Annotated in this window: 16 protein-coding genes; 1 reads left to right on the top strand and 15 read right to left on the bottom strand. The window is 47.2% G+C overall.

Annotated elements, in window-relative coordinates:
* Positions 1 to 183: 183 nt before the first annotated feature.
* From DW159_RS09050 to DW159_RS08980, 15 genes are all read right to left on the bottom strand, one after another.
* Positions 184 to 1533, bottom strand: a complete 1350-nt coding sequence (locus DW159_RS09050) for an esterase/lipase family protein (RefSeq protein WP_117550176.1) — start codon at positions 1531 to 1533, stop codon at positions 184 to 186.
* Positions 1534 to 1616: 83 nt separating this feature from the next.
* Entirely contained in the window at positions 1617 to 3659 is a 2043-nt protein-coding gene (ftsH, locus tag DW159_RS09045; protein ID WP_117550173.1) for an ATP-dependent zinc metalloprotease FtsH, read from the bottom strand.
* A 23-nt stretch (positions 3660 to 3682) separates the two neighbouring features.
* Positions 3683 to 4204 (bottom strand): hypoxanthine phosphoribosyltransferase, encoded by a 522-nt coding sequence (gene hpt, locus DW159_RS09040; RefSeq protein WP_022216999.1) that lies wholly within the window; start codon positions 4202 to 4204, stop codon positions 3683 to 3685.
* A complete protein-coding gene (gene tilS / locus DW159_RS09035) occupies positions 4201 to 5661 on the bottom strand; it encodes a tRNA lysidine(34) synthetase TilS (protein WP_117550171.1) in 1461 nt (486 codons plus the stop codon). Before tilS ends, hpt begins: the two co-directional genes overlap by 4 nt.
* A gap of 51 nt (positions 5662 to 5712) precedes the next feature.
* On the bottom strand, positions 5713 to 7830 hold the full coding sequence (locus DW159_RS09030; RefSeq protein WP_242992654.1) for a SpoIIE family protein phosphatase: 2118 nt from the start codon (positions 7828 to 7830) through the stop codon (positions 5713 to 5715).
* Between the two features lie 101 nt (positions 7831 to 7931).
* Positions 7932 to 8252: an FtsB family cell division protein gene (locus DW159_RS09025; protein WP_055145071.1), complete on the bottom strand. Its 321-nt coding sequence runs from the start codon at positions 8250 to 8252 to the stop codon at positions 7932 to 7934.
* Between the two features lie 130 nt (positions 8253 to 8382).
* On the bottom strand, positions 8383 to 8715 hold the full coding sequence (yabQ, locus tag DW159_RS14205) for a spore cortex biosynthesis protein YabQ (RefSeq protein WP_242859117.1): 333 nt from the start codon (positions 8713 to 8715) through the stop codon (positions 8383 to 8385).
* An 8-nt stretch (positions 8716 to 8723) separates the two neighbouring features.
* Positions 8724 to 8996 carry a YabP/YqfC family sporulation protein gene (locus DW159_RS09015; RefSeq protein ID WP_055272159.1) on the bottom strand — a complete coding sequence of 91 codons (273 nt, stop codon included), beginning with the start codon at positions 8994 to 8996 and terminating at the stop codon, positions 8724 to 8726.
* An 89-nt stretch (positions 8997 to 9085) separates the two neighbouring features.
* Entirely contained in the window at positions 9086 to 9325 is a 240-nt protein-coding gene (locus tag DW159_RS09010) for an RNA-binding S4 domain-containing protein (RefSeq protein WP_117550167.1), read from the bottom strand.
* A gap of 16 nt (positions 9326 to 9341) precedes the next feature.
* Complete coding sequence (locus DW159_RS09005; protein WP_015534609.1) at positions 9342 to 9614, bottom strand: HU family DNA-binding protein; 273 nt, start codon at positions 9612 to 9614, stop codon at positions 9342 to 9344.
* A 188-nt stretch (positions 9615 to 9802) separates the two neighbouring features.
* Positions 9803 to 10348 carry a stage V sporulation protein T gene (gene spoVT, locus DW159_RS09000; protein ID WP_117550165.1) on the bottom strand — a complete coding sequence of 182 codons (546 nt, stop codon included), beginning with the start codon at positions 10346 to 10348 and terminating at the stop codon, positions 9803 to 9805.
* 69 nt (positions 10349 to 10417) lie between these two features.
* Entirely contained in the window at positions 10418 to 12292 is a 1875-nt protein-coding gene (locus DW159_RS08995; RefSeq protein ID WP_117550163.1) for a hybrid sensor histidine kinase/response regulator, read from the bottom strand.
* A 71-nt stretch (positions 12293 to 12363) separates the two neighbouring features.
* Positions 12364 to 12618 (bottom strand): hypothetical protein, encoded by a 255-nt coding sequence (locus tag DW159_RS08990; protein WP_117550161.1) that lies wholly within the window; start codon positions 12616 to 12618, stop codon positions 12364 to 12366.
* Between the two features lie 37 nt (positions 12619 to 12655).
* Positions 12656 to 13003 carry an Hpt domain-containing protein gene (locus tag DW159_RS08985; RefSeq protein ID WP_117550159.1) on the bottom strand — a complete coding sequence of 116 codons (348 nt, stop codon included), beginning with the start codon at positions 13001 to 13003 and terminating at the stop codon, positions 12656 to 12658.
* Positions 13000 to 14109, bottom strand: coding sequence for an HD domain-containing phosphohydrolase (locus DW159_RS08980; protein WP_117550157.1), 1110 nt, complete (start codon positions 14107 to 14109; stop codon positions 13000 to 13002). The genes DW159_RS08985 and DW159_RS08980 overlap by 4 nt, the downstream gene beginning before the upstream one ends.
* Before the next feature lie 220 nt (positions 14110 to 14329).
* Here DW159_RS08980 and DW159_RS08975 point away from each other — a divergent pair, with 220 nt between their 5' ends.
* Positions 14330 to 16909, top strand: a complete 2580-nt coding sequence (locus DW159_RS08975; protein WP_117550155.1) for a hybrid sensor histidine kinase/response regulator — start codon at positions 14330 to 14332, stop codon at positions 16907 to 16909.
* The last annotated feature ends 58 nt before the right edge of the window (positions 16910 to 16967 follow it).

Genomic DNA, 16967 nt, shown 5'->3' with positions numbered 1-16967 from the left:
TGTAGCCAAAACTATATAATGTATTGGGGGTTACAAATATTATTATATACAAATTCCGTCAAAAGTCTGCCCAAACATTTTTTTATTTGGCAAATGTCATTGTGCAATATCACAATACATTTCCTGAATATTACCTGATTTTTACTTTTTATTGTTCACATTAGACAAAACACCGGGCATTTTCTAAAAACCGCGTCTCTTCAGGTCACTCACAAGCTCCACATAAAATTCCCTCACATCAAATGTATCTATATTTTCCCTGTTCAGGTCTATCACGTCTCCGTGGGAGATTCCACGCCTGCCCTGAGGCTTCAGATATATGAAGTTTGAGCCCCATTTGAAAGATTCATATCCGACAAGTCCATCGTTCTCACCATCAAACTGCTTTACGAATGCATTGGTGGTGTTGAGCGGGAAGCGTCCGCCGGAAGGCTTCTTCATACATGAACCCGTGCTCTGTATGTATACCCCCTGCGGATCAGGGAGCTCTCTGTTCAGGTTTTCACACGCTGATGCCGTGAGATCCGTCACCGCAGCTATGAAGTCCGGGTTTGTGTCACCCAGCTTCTTGAGTGCAGAATTGTAGGCATTTGCCACGGTCTGCTGCTGTTTCTCCGGTATCTTGCCCAGAAGATAATCCGCAAATTCGCATCCCCTGTGCGGAGTGTTAATCGTTGTGAGTGATGCTACATAAGGGGCCATGCCGAGCTTCGATATGGCATATCTGCTGTCAAGGCCTCCCTTGGAATGGGCTATGATATTCACCTTTCCGCATCCTGTTTCCTTCAATATCTGCTGTATCCTGTCAGCTATCTCCCGTCCGGAGTCTGCCACAGATGCGGCGGACTGATGGTTTCCGTAGAATATGGTAGCTCCATTTGCCTCAAGCGCCGCAGGGATCCTGCCCCAGTAATTCAGATACCTGAAATCCCTGAAGAACACTCCGTGTACCATCAATATCGGGTATCTGGTGGCGCAGACCCGGTCCGCCTGTCTTGCCTTATCCCGTATCAGCTTCTCGTTCTCCAAGGCCGCCTCACCGGATGCCAGACTTATCAGCTTGCCAAGGACTATCAGATGTACCACCGGAATCCAACCGCACAGTATACCGATCACTCTCCACTTGATACCGAGCTGCCTGGATGACACATATATTCTTATTATTCCAACCCAGAATGTGACCGCCAGTACAGCCACCGCCGTGAGTATGTACAGAACCCAGTTCTTCCACGTCCATGCCCTGGCATCTATCACATGCACCAACATTAGTATCAGCACAGCCACAGACATGACCGTTGCCGCCAGGAAAGAATACAGATTCTCGCATCCCCTCTGACACCTTCTGATACCCTTAGACTGTATATTCTTCAGACCGAGAAGCGGCATCGCGGTCAGCAGTACATATACTGCTATGAACACCACAACTATAAGCGGCATGAGTGGTATATTCCACTCCGGACATCTTGTCAGCAGATATACATTTGCCAGCAGGAACGGTATCACCGCATTTATCCCTCTCTTTATTATCTTCATCCTTTGTTCTCCCTTCCGTCATATATCCAACATAAGCCAAATGCCCGCAAGAAAACTGCGGGCATCTGTATTGTCTTTATATATTACTGTTTGTCTGTCTGAGTCTCAGCTTTCTGCTCTGCAACAGCATTATCTACTGCATTTACATTCTCTGCTGTACTCTGCTCTGCACCGTTGCTCTGAACATCTGCATCTGCATCCTTAGCATCGTCTCTATCGAACAGTGCTTCAAACTCAGCTCCTGTTATTCTCTCCTTCTCAAGAAGAAGCTTTGCAGACTTGTGAAGAACATCCACATTCTGCTCCAGAATCTCATAAGCCTCCCTGTAACACTCGTCAACGATCCGCTTAACCTCCTCATCTATGACGGCGGCTATCTTTTCGCTGTATGGCTTGGTATGTCCAAGATTTTTCCCGAGGAATACCTCCTCCTGATCATCGCTCTCATAGTTGATAAATCCAAGATTTTCGGACATTCCATACTTCGTAACCATGGATCTTGCATAACCGCTGGCCATCTTGATATCCTGTGAAGCACCCGTGGTAAAATTGCCAAATATGATCTTCTCTGCAATTCTTCCGCCCATGCTAACTTTTATCTCGTTGAGCAAATGCGCTTTAGTAAGATATTCCTGATCACCCTGTGGAAGCGGCATGGTATATCCTCCGGCTCCGGTACCTGTAGGTATGATAGACACAATATGCACCGGGCCAACATATGGAAGGAGATGGAACAGTATCGCATGTCCCGACTCGTGATATGCCGTGATTTTACGATCTTCCTCGGAGACCACATGGCTCCTCTTCTCACCACCGACTCCAACCTTGATATATGATTTGTCGACATCTTCCTTATTGATATATTCCCTGCCGGCCTTCGCAGCAGAGATCGCAGCCTCATTCATCAGGTTCTCAAGATCAGCTCCCGAAAATCCGGCTGTTGTTCTGGAGATCTCGTTGAGATCAACATCTTCTGCCAGAGGCTTGTTCGCAACATGAAGCTTGAGGATTTCCTCTCTGCCCTTGATATCAGGAGGATTGACAGATATCTTTCTGTCAAAACGTCCCGGACGGAGGATCGCTTTATCCAGTATGTCCACACGGTTGGTAGCTGCAAGAACTATGATTCCCTCATTCGCTCCGAATCCATCCATCTCTACAAGGAGCTGGTTCAGAGTCTGCTCACGCTCGTCATGTCCACCGCCAAGTCCTGTACCTCTCTGTCTGGCAACAGCATCGATCTCATCTATAAATACGATACATGGTGCATTCTTCTTTGCCTGTGCAAAAAGATCTCTCACTCTCGCTGCACCGACACCGACGAACATCTCCACGAAGTCTGATCCTGAAATACTGAAGAACGGAACCCCCGCCTCTCCTGCTATGGCCTTTGCCATGAGTGTCTTACCTGTTCCAGGAGGGCCGACAAGAAGAACTCCCTTCGGTATACGTGCACCGACCTTGATGAATCTGCCTGGGTTCTTGAGGAAGCACACTATCTCTTCGAGATCCTCTTTCTCCTCACTGAGACCGGCAACATCGTCAAATGTTATTTTCTTCTTATTATTTTTCTTATCTTCCTTCTCTTTCTCATCAGGCTCTGTCATTTTCGCCCTGCTCTTGCCAAAGTTCATCATCTGGCCTCCACCGCCCTGTGATGATCTCACGAACAGCAGCATGACAAAGAACATGACGATCATGACAAGGGCATACGGAATTATCACACTCCATATGCTCGTCTTCTCCACATCGTTCAGGCTGCATCTGGCAACGACCTTCTTATCGTCATCCGAGCTTACGGTCGCATTATACTTGTCCACACTTGCCTGATAGTCGTTATAAATCTTCACGACATCATTGACATCTGTGGAATAAAATGCAAGAGTCTTTCCGTTGGTGAACTGCACCTGAACTATCGCCGTAGGAATCTCTGCATTTGGCTGTATCGACAATGCCAATATCTTGCCATCATCCAAATCCTCTGTCAGATCTGTGTAACTGTAAGTGGTGGTCACTTCAATCTTGTCGCTCTGCATCCATCTGTTTATGAGGATGAAAGCAACTATCAGGATCAACAGATAGATTATCATTCCATTCCTGAATTTTCTCTTATCCATATTTTCCATGTATATGCTCCTTAATCAATATATTACTGCTCTATGACACCTATATATGGAAGGTTTCTGTACTTCTGGGCACAGTCAAGGCCGTATCCCACAACAAATCTGTCAGGGATCTCAAAACCTGTCATATACAGCTCAACCGGGATAACTCTTCTGTCCGGCTTGTCAAGCAGGGTCACAACCTCAAGGCTTGCAGGCTTTCTCTCGCCGAGAAGCTTCACAAGGTATGAAAGGGTTCTTCCCGAATCAAGAATGTCCTCCACGATGATTACATCCTTTCCCTCTATAGACTCATCAAGGTCCTTGTTCAGCTTGACAATACCTGATGACTTTGTTCCATCGCCATAGCTGCTCACAGACATGAAGTCCATGGTGACCGGACTCTTCATTCTCTTCGCAAGCTCACACATGAAGAACACGCTTCCCTTAAGGATTCCGATCAAATGTATCGTCTTTCCCTCATATGCCTTATCTATGGCTGCTGCCATCTCGCTTATTCTGTTTTCCACCTCACTGCTGCTGAGCATAACACCAATCTGTTCTTTCAACTCTGTTTCCTCCTGTTAAAATTCAACTCAATTATCTTTTGTGTATCTTCTGTCACTTTATAATTCTCGCCAATCCTGAGTCCCACGGCCCACACGACCTCCTGCCCGGATGTCACAAGTGGAATATGACGCCGCTTGTCCACCGGTATCTTACAGTCAGTATACAGACGGTTGAGCTTCTTTCTCGAGCCCGCAGAATTAACGACTATATAATCCCCGTTTTCAAATGTCCGCAACTGCAGACACTGTTTTATTTTACCATAATCAAGAAACTTCGTACACTCTTTTTTTGCAAGATCAAGGGCTTCAGGTCTGTCGTAGATCCTGACCGTAAGCCTTCCCTCACACAGCTCATACTCACCATCACAGGTGATGTCTATGTCCACGCAGCCCGGCAGCCCGCCATCCTGACAGCTCTGGTCACCGGCGCGGTTCTCACCGCCGGCAAATACCAGTCTGCCGTACTCCAGCCACACCCTCGCACCGGCAGGAAGATTGATCCCCGCCCCGGTGTCAGCCGAGTACAGCTTCGTAACCTCCGACACATGGCTCATGCCGATATCCTTCAGGCCTCCGCACACCATTCCGATGAGCTTTCTTATGACAAGCTCCTGCACGAGCCTGTCCTGCTCCTTGAGAGCCGCCATGTCCAGCTCATATCTCCGGTCAGTGCTGTCTCCGGTCCAGCCACAGCCTTCACTTCTGACATCAATTCCCTGTCCCGTCAGGAAATCATCAACCAGTCCGGCAGCAAGCCGCTCGTAATCAGCCGCCATCATGGCCATCTGGCAAATGTGCTCCGTGGCCTGTCCATTTATCTCATTCATAAGAGGAAGTATCCTGTGTCTTATCTTGTTCCTGGTGTAATCATCCTCATTGTTGGTGGCATCCGTACAGTATCTGATCCCCTGCCGGTCAAGATATTCCTCTATGTGGCTCCTGTCGCTCCCAAGAAGCGGTCTCACTATGTGATCCCTCACCGGGGCTATACCCTTTATGCCGCCCATTCCGGTTCCCCTCGCCATGTTGAACAGAACCGTCTCAGCCACATCGTTGCGGTTGTGGGCGACTGCGATCACACAGCCCTCATCCGCATATCTGGCACGCATCCTGTCAAATGCATCATATCTTGCATGGCGTCCGGCCTCCTCCACGGTCTGTCCGGCCTGCTCCGCAAGCTTCCTGACATCGATCCTGTAAGAGTCGCATGTGACACCATATTCACCACACAAAGTCTCAACGTAGCTCTGGTCACCATCCGCAGCCTCACCGCGTATCATGTGATTTATGTGTACAACGTGTATATCTATTCCCAGCTCCGCCCTGTGCCTTGCCAGCACCGTGAGCAGGCTCACCGAATCCGCGCCGCCGGACACACCGCACACGCAGTGACTTATACCATCAAACATGTGGTATTTTCTTATATACTCAAGAACATTTTTTTCAAATACATCCATACATTTATCCTTCTGTAAATATCATAATTTCATATTATAGCATAGAGTTACTCAGGCTGCGCTACTTTTCTCAGATCCTGATATCACCGCCGCCATGACCGTCACGTCATCCCGAAGCGACACATCCCCCTGTCCTATCATGGCGCCCAGTATATCATCGACCATCCGTCTGCTGTCACCCACTCTTATTCCCTTGAGCACATCCTGCATGTGATCGGACACATCCATATCCGAGAGCCCATCGCTTACCATGACCACGGCATCCCCCGCCGCAAGTTTCTCATCCGCCATGTCGCACTCGGCATCGTCCAGCACGCCCACGGGAAGAGTAGTGCTCGTTATCTGGCGGACCTCATTTCCATCATCGCCCGGGCGTATCACATAGGTCACCGACGCCCCCTGCTTGAAGCTCCTCATGGTGCCGTCGTACATGTCTATGACCACCATATCAAATGTCGTGAATATTCTGCCCTTATTTCTTCTGGACATACATCGATTGGCAAATGCAATGCTGTACTCCGGGGTAAATCCCGCCTCCAGCAGCTCCTCCATTGTGTCCAGCATCATGCAGCTCTCGCAGGAGGCCAGGCTTCCGCTTCCCATGCCGTCAGACAGCATCATCACCAGCCTGCCATCCTCATACTCCTTCACCGAGAAATTATCCCCCGACACCGGAGAGCCATATTTCTTTATCCTTCTGACATGGTAACGCCCCTTGTAACGCGCCGCCTCCTCGTACACGGCAGATCTATACTCATCGAAGAAAAGGCTCGGCGAATCCATGCCCGCCCTTATATTCTTCCTGAAGTACCCACTCAGTACATCAGCCACCTGTCTTGACAGCACCATGCCCTGACCTGACGTTTTTCCCGCCACATAGTATCGGCTCCTGTTGCCACTGTCCATGGATGCCGTGACCCTGACCTCGTCCATCCCCAGCGATCTTATCTGCCCCAGCAGCTTTTCATCGGATATCTCCCTCGCCTCACCTATCAGATCTATCTGTCTCCTGAAGCCATCCACGAGCTCGCCGATCTGTCCCAAGCTTATCGCCGGCTCATCGCTCCCGGCAAATGTATAATCGAGCCGTCTAAACACATTTGCCATATCTTCTATCTTGCAGGCCGTGAGTCTGTTAATCTCCGCAGCGGCCGCCTGAAGACACGCCGGATCTGTCTCCTCGTCCATGGCGCCCAGCAGAGCACCAGGTATACACGCGAACAATACGACCGGAACGGCGATATTTATATAGTAAAATGCGATCTCCCGCCCAGAGCCGTTCCACAGCACTGTCCCATCCGCCACGGAGGCAAGAACGCATCCCAGAACATAGAACAGACTTGCAGACACCTTTCTTCTCCCAGTGAGTGCCCGGCCTATGAGCATGACCAGCGTCACAAGGAGCATCCACATGAGCCACCTGCTGTCATTCAGCTTGACCGACACGATGCTTCCCGCCACCGCCGCCATTCCGCATCCGTACACCGCTCCAGTTCTATACACCGCGTACAATATCAGAACTAGAGCCAGCATAAATGCCGGATTCACACCGTAGATATCCTCACCCGGAACAACCCACAGAACGACCGCCGCCAGCGCCATGAGGCTCACTATGCCCTGACTTACATTCCAGCTCTCATCCCTCTCCACATCCGAGGCATCCCCGCAGATATATGTATATAGAAGTCCAATCCCCGGTTTCAGTATCACACTGGCACACATGAATATCGCAGCCTCCACCACTCCATAAGCGGCAGCCATAAGCATGTTATCCGCATATACCACTATGTTTCCCATAAGCACGGCAGCCGACATGACGACGATCACCCTGACATACGATCTGGAATTTCTGGAGTACACGATCTTCATAAGACACATCGCAAGTCCCAGCAGCACCAGATATTTCTCCGTCACCATCACACCGGAATACACAGGCCCCGGTATCATATACTCATCTGCGTGCAACAGCCCTGCTATGCCCATAGATCCGGCTGCGACTCCCGCCGCACACCCGATGCAGGTTATCATGTATCTCCCACACACCGCACAGGCCGCCACATACACAGCCAGAACCACCGGGGCTATCCCCCAGACCATGCATAAGCCGCTGACCATACACAGAATAGCCACCGCCATCACTCCGACGAACCCATTTACCTTTTCTCTCATCAACACTTTCCCGCCTTCCTGTTCATAGTGACAAGAAGTATATCCGTCAAATGCGCAAAAAAATAGCGAATGCTGAAATCAGCATCCGCTATGTTCTGACTTTATTCCTCCGGCTTTACCACGATTTCGTCAGGATATATGAGACCGAGCTGTGATCTGGCCACATCCTCAACATACTCATCTGTCTGCATATATTTCTCACGCTCTTCAAGCTTCTTATAATCTTCCTTCGCACTGTCAAGCTGTTCCTGAAGCTCCGCCGCCTGAACCTGCAGGCTCTCCTTCTGTGCTTTCAGGCTCTGTGCTTTGTACAGTACAACCACTGCCAGCAATATCAGACAGCTCACAACCAGAACCATTCCAAGCTTCGTTGTGATCTTGTTATTCTTTTTTGACTTTGATCTGCCGACCGTCTTACTCATTAGAAACTCCCCATTCATTACTTTATTACTTGTCTTTTCTTGTAATAATATACAAAAAGTTCGTAGCCAAACGAACATATTGACATAATTTTACTATTTAAGACTAATTATGTCAACGCACTTTTCGCCGTCACATTTTCACATTTTTTGAATCTTGTTTTTTCTTACACAATATATGGTTTGCAATTTTCGAAGCAGCCCAATTTATAGTAAAAAATACAAGTAAAAAACTTGAAAAAAATCCTAAAAAAATATATAGTCTCAGATCTCCGTCACAGCATATGTAACTGACCGCCATAACTACTACACTTAATATCAACCAAAGTGTAATATCGCATATCCACGCCACCGCACGGCTGTTCCTAAAGAGCTTTGAGATGAACCAGAACAGCGATCCCAGTACACCTGAGCACGCTCCGGCTGCAACACTTATCCCATATCCCCAGAGCTGCCCTGCCGCCATATCGCTCATCACTTGAACAACCCCTTTATAGAAAAAGCACCTTCCTTGTCACCCGAATATATCATGGAGTTGATATTTCCTGTGAGATCCAGTATTCCCTTGTCAAGGTCCAGATTTGTCGCCTGCATATTCTTGCCTATTATCTTGAGTTTCCCCTGCTCGGTCACCAGCAGAACCAGATCAGGATCTATGGATGTGACCTTGCTGATCCCTGTCATGGACAGACTGTTCCTGTTGTCCATGACCACCTTGTGGGTTTTTGCCTTATTAACTTCCCCCATGTTCAGAAACCTTCTCAAGCTATTTAATAAACTATATGAGCCCACAAAAAAAATATGCCGGAATACACTATGTATATTCCGGCATATTTTTACACATACTCAAACATATCCTTGGCATCTTCCTTTTTAGTGGAATCTGCAATCATTGTAACTCTGACCTTCACCGTCTTGTTGCCAAATGCTATCTCGATAACATCTCCAACCTTGACATCGGTTCCGGCCTTAGCCACTTTGTCGTTGACCATGACTCTTCCGGCATCGCATGCCTCGTTCGCCACGGTTCTTCTCTTGATGATCCTGGATACCTTAAGATATTTATCAAGTCTCATATCAAACCCTTAAAGATTAGTTGATTGAATCCTTTAATGCCTTTCCAGCCTTGAACTTAGGTGCCTTTGAAGCAGCGATAGTCATTGTCTCGCCAGTTCTTGGGTTTCTACCCTCTCTAGCTGGTCTCTCTGATACCTCGAATGTACCAAATCCAACTAACTGAATCTTCTCACCTTTCTTTAACTCATCTGCTACAACGTCTGTGAAAGCCTTTAATGCTGCCTCAGCGTCCTTCTTTGATAATTCTGTCTTCTCAGCGATTGCTGCAACTAATTCTGTCTTATTCATTAGATAATTCCTCCTTTAAAAAAATAAATGCTCTCTGTCATCCGCCTGCTACCCGCAAAAGCAGAAAACTCTGAGCTCAACATGTATAGTTATACCTAAAATGGTTATATTTGTCAAGGAAAATAAGGGATTTCGAGGCCGAAACCCCTTGATTTTACTCACTTTTTGCCAAATTCTTGCATTACCGGCTACCCTTCCATCTGTTTGCCCAAAAATGCCGCCGCGATCACCGCTGCTTTTTGCTCTATCTCTCCTATTCTGTGTCCGCTGTCACGCACTATCACGATGACAGAGCCCACTGCATCGCCCTCTGATATGATGGTCTGCACCACCTGTCCATCGTAATCCAGGTCGTCTGTGGTTATGTGTATGAACTTCGCATCGCCTTTGCGGGCAACTATCGCTTTCCTGTCGTTTATCACGCTCTCAAGCTCACTGTGAAGCTCCTTGCCCATCAGCTCCCTCTTAGGCATCCCCGCCACCGCTATGACAGAATCACGATCCGTGATAGCCACGGGAAGCCCAAGGCTCTGGGATATGGCCTCCACATACTGCTGTGCAAATGCAGTCAGATCAGCCATGGGCGAATACTTCTTGAGAACGATCTCGCCCTCCTTGCCGGTAAATATCTCCAGTGGATCCCCCTCTCTTATCCTGAGGACCTTTCTTATCTCCTTCGGGACGACTATCCTTCCGAGATCGTCTATTCTTCTCACTATTCCTGTCGCCTTCATAAACAGTATCAACCCTCCATTGCATGTTAAATAATTGCTTTGGAGTTATTATGTGGAAAATCATCAAAATTATTCTTCCATGATCCCGGCCAGCGTCATCTTTAGATCCGCTGCGCTTATCGGCTTTGCTATGTGTCCGTTCATGCCCGCTTCAAATGCTTTCTTACGGTCTTCGTTGAACGCATTCGCGGTCATGGCGATTATAGGTATATCTGCAAGCCGTTTGTCGTCAAGCTTTCGTATGAGCATGGTTGCCTTGTAGCCGTCCATGTTCGGCATCTGTATATCCATGAGAATGAGATCGTAGTATTCAGGCTCCGCTTTCTCCAGCATGTCTATACACTGGATTCCGTCTGCAGCGTGGTCGACCTCCATGCCTGCGCCGGCAAGTATGGTCATGGCTATCTCCGCATTCAGGTCGTTATCCTCCGCCAGAAGTATTCTTCTGCCCTCAAATGAATAATCTTCATTGCGTTTCGAGACCGCACCTATGTCAGTTATCTCCTCCGATATTCTGTGTGTGAGCGTCACGGTAAATGTGGTTCCCTTGCCCGGCTCACTCTGTACGTCTATATCTCCGCCCATGAGATCGACTATCTTCTTGACTATCGCCATGCCGAGTCCTGTTCCGAACTGTCCACTCTCCGTAGATGTCTGCTCCCTGCTGAAATCCTCAAATATGTGCTCCAGGAAATCCTCTGACATTCCGATTCCCGTGTCGCTCACCATCGTGCGGATCTTCACATAGCCGTCCCTGTCGCACGGAAGCTCGTCTATATTCACGGTAACGCTGTCCCCCGGAAGAGAATATTTGTATGCGTTGTTGATGATGTTCATAAGTATCTCTTTCAGTTTCACAACATCACACTGTATATTATTGTGCTGGGCATTCACATTCCATGTAAAGTCTATGTTCTTCTCCTTCATCTGGCTCTCAAACAGCCAGTACACCGAATCAAGACTTTTGAGTGATATACTGCTCTCGTCCAGTTCTGTCTTGCCACTCTCTATCCTCGCCATTTCCAATACATTGTTGATAAGAGACAACAGATAATCACTTGATGATCTGATCTTGGCTATATAATCGCGCGCCTTGTCCTGGTCGGACAGGTTGTCATTCAGAAGGTCTGTGAAGCCTATTATCGCGTTCATAGGGGTTCTTATATCATGAGACATGGAGTTGAGGAACACCGTCTTGGCGTTGTTAGCCTTATTCGCCATATCCAGGGCATTCTCCAGATCGTGGTTGGCCTTCTCGATAACCTCAAGCTTCTCAATCTTTCTGATATCCTCCATGCAAAGCTCTATATACACGAACATCGCCGAAAGCGTCAGTCCAGCCAGAACATAAGAACCACCCGCAACAATCTGCAACACTGAACATATAAGCGCAGGTATGAGTGCTATAGTTATGATGACAGCAGATCTCTTCTCTCTTCTGGTAATGGAATATACTATCGCACTGACGAGTGTCACAAATACATAGGTATACGGAAGCACCACCTGAAGTGCAAACAATACTCCTCTGCGATACATGCCCGTATCATCCACGTAGAAAAGCCAGCCTGTCCACCACGAGACCACACACAGCACAATCATCAGAACAAGCGGAATACTGCGCAATACCCGTATTATCTTTTTTTCCACAAATAATGAATTCTGTATACTCTCGAAAAAATAAAACCATTCATATGTCACAAATGTCTCTGCGATCATGAATCCGCAATTCAACACAAAAACCACCGCGGCCGGCATACGCACCAGTCCTGCGTCAACCATTCTTACAGGTATATTTATTATCTGGAAAGCAATTACTCCGAATACAAAATGAGAAAACAATCTTATGATCTTATTATTTCTTTGATTAAGACATCTCACACCTATATAGAGCATGATTATCAGTATGGTGTATTCACACATCATCGTCTGCAAGTGCTGTGTCATATTTATCCCCCCCTTAGCGCAATACGCTGAATTCTCTGTTATGACTGCTCCATACCTCGTAGAGCATTTCCTCAAACTTTCCTATGTTCACCGGCTTGGACAGATATCCCTTCATCCTTGCCCTTGGTAGCATTGAACTCATCAACCAGATTGTCAAATATTGCCTGCTGGGTTCCATTGTAGTAATGCCATATCTTCAGTGATACCGGATGATCTGGATCAAGATTCACATTCTTCGCTGTATCGCCGTCTGAGTCACCACAACCAGCAAGCATACTCACGACCATAACGGCCGCCATCATTCTGGCAATAGTCCTCTTCTTCATCTTATAAGTCCCCTCTCTTTTCTCACACTACAATGATCTATTCAACACTCTTAAGAGCATTTACAGTTATCTTATACTGCTCACTGACCTTCTCATACAAAGCCTCATATCCATCAAGCTCTCTCCCCCTGAGCTTCTCTGTCAGATCCGAGCTCACTGTATACAGATTCTTAAGTCCAAGGTTCAGACATATCCCCTTCAGTGTATGTGCTGCCCTGAATGCCTTCTCAGCATTCTTCTCCGTAATAGCCTCTGTCAGTTCATTGTAGCTTCCATCATCTATAAACTTAAGTGCGAATCTCTGTATAAGGCTCTCACTGCCAAGTCTGCCAAGTACATCCTCAAAATCTGCTCCTATTGTATCATAACACTCTCTGATGTTCATATCTGGTTCTCCTTCTTCATCTCATATCTGCACACAAGCTCTTCAAATTCCTGTCTGGACTCCTTGAAGCACTCTATAAGTCTCGGTGAAAATGTTCCACACTCTCCATCAAGTATCATCTGATATGCCTTGCCCTTCTCTATAGCCTTCTTGTATACCCTGTCACTCACAAGAGCGTCATACACATCCGCTATGGACACAAGCTGTGCCGATATCGGTATATCCTCACCGGCCAGTCCGTCAGGATAGCCCTTTCCATCATATCTCTCATGATGGTGGCGGCATATCTCATAGCTGATCTTCTCGTATTCCTCACTCCACGTGCCTGCAATCTGTGTAAGTATCTCACAGCCCTTTGTCGTGTGGGTCTTCATATATTCAAACTCTTCATCTGTAAGCCTGCCCGGCTTCAGGAGCACACTGTCCTTGATGGCTATCTTGCCTATGTCATGAAGTGGACTGGCTGCAACTATTACAGCTATCTTCTCCGGTGTAAGGCCGTACTCCGGATATTTCTCCGCAGCCTTCTCTGCAAGTATATTGGTAAATTCCTTTACCCTCTTGATGTGCTCACCGCTCTCAAGATTTCTGTATTCAACAACCGTGCCTAAAACGTCCACTATCTTCTCATTGGTCTCACGTATCTGCTCTGCCTGAGCCTGAAACAGTTTGTTCTTCTCCTCCAGCTCTCTTGTCTGCAGTCTGACTTTATCCTCCAGATGATTCTTATACATGAACAGATCCACGGTATTCTTGACCCTGCGTCTGACTGTCACACTGTCAAATGGCTTTCTGACGAAATCCGTAACCCCCATTTCAAGGCACTTTACCTCAACATCCCTGGCTGATTCCGCACTTATGACTATGACCGGTATCCTGTCAAGCAGCTCGTGTTCTCTCATGTAATCAAGCACCGCATATCCATCGACAATCGGCATGATCAGATCAAGGAGCATCGCTGTTATCCCTTCACTCTCTGACTTCAGTATGTCTATGGTCTGCATACCATCAGCAGCCTGAATCACTTCATACTTATCACCAAGTGCAACTGCAAGTATCTCTCTATTCAGCTCAATGTCATCGACTATCAATACTTTTTCTCTCATTTAATTAACTCCTCAACATAGTATTTTTAATGTCCCAGAAAAAATATGTTAAAGCTTTACAATCACCCACAATAATTTTATAATTCCTAAACAATATTGTCTATGGAATTAATTGCCATTAATATAGATTTTTTCTCTCAAAATAGGTAAAATTGTCTTAAAAACAGAGCTTTATATATTAATATATCAAAAACCTACACACATAAAGGGGGGGTATTTTATGGATAATTTTGTTATATTACAGCAGATGGTTGCCATTGACAGAGCTCAGAACCGTTTTGAACTCCGGGCATCCATACAGACTCTGCTCCGTATCATCGGAAGTTGCACTTCGTCAGAACGAGTTTATATTTTTGACTGGGATGAGACTGACAACGTATTCCGCAACTCATATGAGTGGTGCGGTGACAATGTGCAGCCATGGATTGACAATCTTCAGTCCGTGGATTCCGCCGACATGCCTTACTGGCTGGAAGCATTTGAGCGCGGCGACAGTATAATCATAGATAACGTGGAGGATGTGAAGGATCTCATGCCTTCCGAGTATCAGCTTCTGGTCATGCAGAATATCCACTCTGAGATAGCATTTCCTATCTTCTATAAGGACCAGCTCAAAGGCTTTATCGGTGTGGACAATCCCCACATAGAGAGTTCGGAATCCTTTATAAGTCTGCTTGGGGTTGTGGGCGGTCATCTCGGAAATGTACGGGAGACTCTCAGAATGACCGAGCTTCTTGAGCAGCGCAATAATTCACTCGAAAAGAGCCTGTCGGATCTGAACCGTGAAAGGATGTTCATGTCAGTCCTGTGCACAGACTACATATCCGTCTACTGCGTTGATCTTCAGAATGATTCCCTCGAGCCTTTAAAGCTTGACCCGGTGGCAAACGCTGCCCACATATACGACATCAAAGCCGGGAAAGCATTCTGCTACTCAGAGCTGATCAGACAGTATTATGAAAAATATGTCATCAAAGAATCTGCCCCAGACTTCACAGAAATCCTCAGCGCAGAGCATATACAGAATCATCTTGCCTCTCACCCTAAGCTCTCTTACAGATACCGGGTGACTCCGAACGCAGCGGGTCAGGAAAACTTTGAGGCAGAGATATTCCCTTTTTCAGCGGCCTCAGCTTCAAGGGTGCTGATTGGCTTCAAGCAGATAGACGAGCTTGTGAGCTTTGAACAAAATTCGAGGAGACAGCTGCAGGAGGCACTTGACGAGGCTAACCTGAACAACGAGATCATATCCGCCATAAGCAAGATCTACTTCTCAATATACAGGATAGATCTTACACAGGACATGTACGAGGAGGTGTCCAGTGATAACAAGGTACACAAACTTACAGGCCGCATGGGAAGAGCTTCCTCCAAGATGAAGGAGCTGTGTCACCGCTTCGTCGTTCCCGAATATCAGGACAAGATACTTGATTTCTTCGATCTGTCGACCATCGCAGAGCGTCTCCACACAGACGAGACCATAGCCATGGATTATCTCGCCAACGACGGCAACTGGCACTCGGCAAGATTTATTGTAAAAAAGCGAGATGCTCTCGGCAACGTGACCAGCATACTGTATGCAACAAGGCTTATCAGCGAACAAAAGAGACGTGAACAGAACTGGATGCTCCTGGCAGAGGAAGCCAACAAGGCCAATGAGGCAAAGTCCGAGTTCCTGTCCAAGATGGCTCACGATATAAGAACACCTCTGAATGCCGTAATGGGATTTGCCGACATAGCAAAGCGATCACTAGGCGATCCAAGCAAGATAGACGACTGTCTGGGCAAGCTCAGGACGTCCGGGGCTTATATAGAACAGCTCGTCAGCAACATCCTTGACATAACGAATCTGGAAAACGGCAGACAGCAGCTCAAGCCTTGTGAGACATCTGTATCCGAGCTGTGTCATACTCTGAACATGGTTTTCGATCAGGCTCTCATGAACGACGGACTCAATATAACCTTCAACTGTCACGATATATATCACGACTACATCCTGGCCGATGGACTCAAGCTGAAACAGATCTACTCTAACCTGCTGTCTAACTCCATCAAGTTCACACCTGGTCATGGCGACGTTGGATTTGAATTATATGAGGAAAATATACCAGGCTCCGATAAGATACGTCTCGTCGCCAGAATAAGCGACACGGGAATTGGAATAAAGCCTGAATATCAGGCGAGCATGTTCAACAAATTCTCCCGCGAGACAGACACCAGGATCAGCAAAGTGCGCGGAAGCGGTCTGGGGCTCGCCATAGTAAAGGAGCTTGTGGATCTAATGCAGGGTACCATCACAGTACAGAGCAATCCGGGTGGTGGAACTATCATCGAGGTAAGCATCGACGTCCCTTATATCATAAAGGATGATCTGTGGTCTGGACAATCCGGTGATAGCAGCGACGCAGAATCCCTGTGTGTAGGAATGCACCTTCTGGTGGCAGAGGATAACGAACTCAACTATGAGGTCGTGTCTGAACTTCTGGGTGTGAATGGTATTTCCTGTGAGCGCGCTGAGGACGGCTCCGTGTGCGTTGACATGTTCTCCACATCTGCTGCCGGAACCTACGACGGTATCCTTATGGATCTTCAGATGCCTGTGATGGATGGAATCTCGGCGTCCTACGCCATAAGAAAGCTCGAGCATCCGAATGCACAGAACATTCCTATCATCGCCATCACCGCCAACACATTTGCTAAAGATCTCGAAAGATGCCGTCTGGCAGGCATGAACGAACACCTGTCAAAGCCGCTGAACATAAGGCAGCTTATAAGCATCCTCTCAAAATTCAAGAAATAAAAAAGTCAAGAAATAAAAAAGTCCCTGTATGATATTTCAATCATACAGGGGATTTGCC

The sequence above is a fragment of the Coprococcus sp. AM14-16 genome, assembly GCF_003434675.1.
GTDB lineage: Bacteria > Bacillota > Clostridia > Lachnospirales > Lachnospiraceae > Coprococcus > Coprococcus aceti.
Note: the sequence above shows the minus strand (reverse complement) of the source record. Positions and strands in the feature narration are given on the sequence as shown.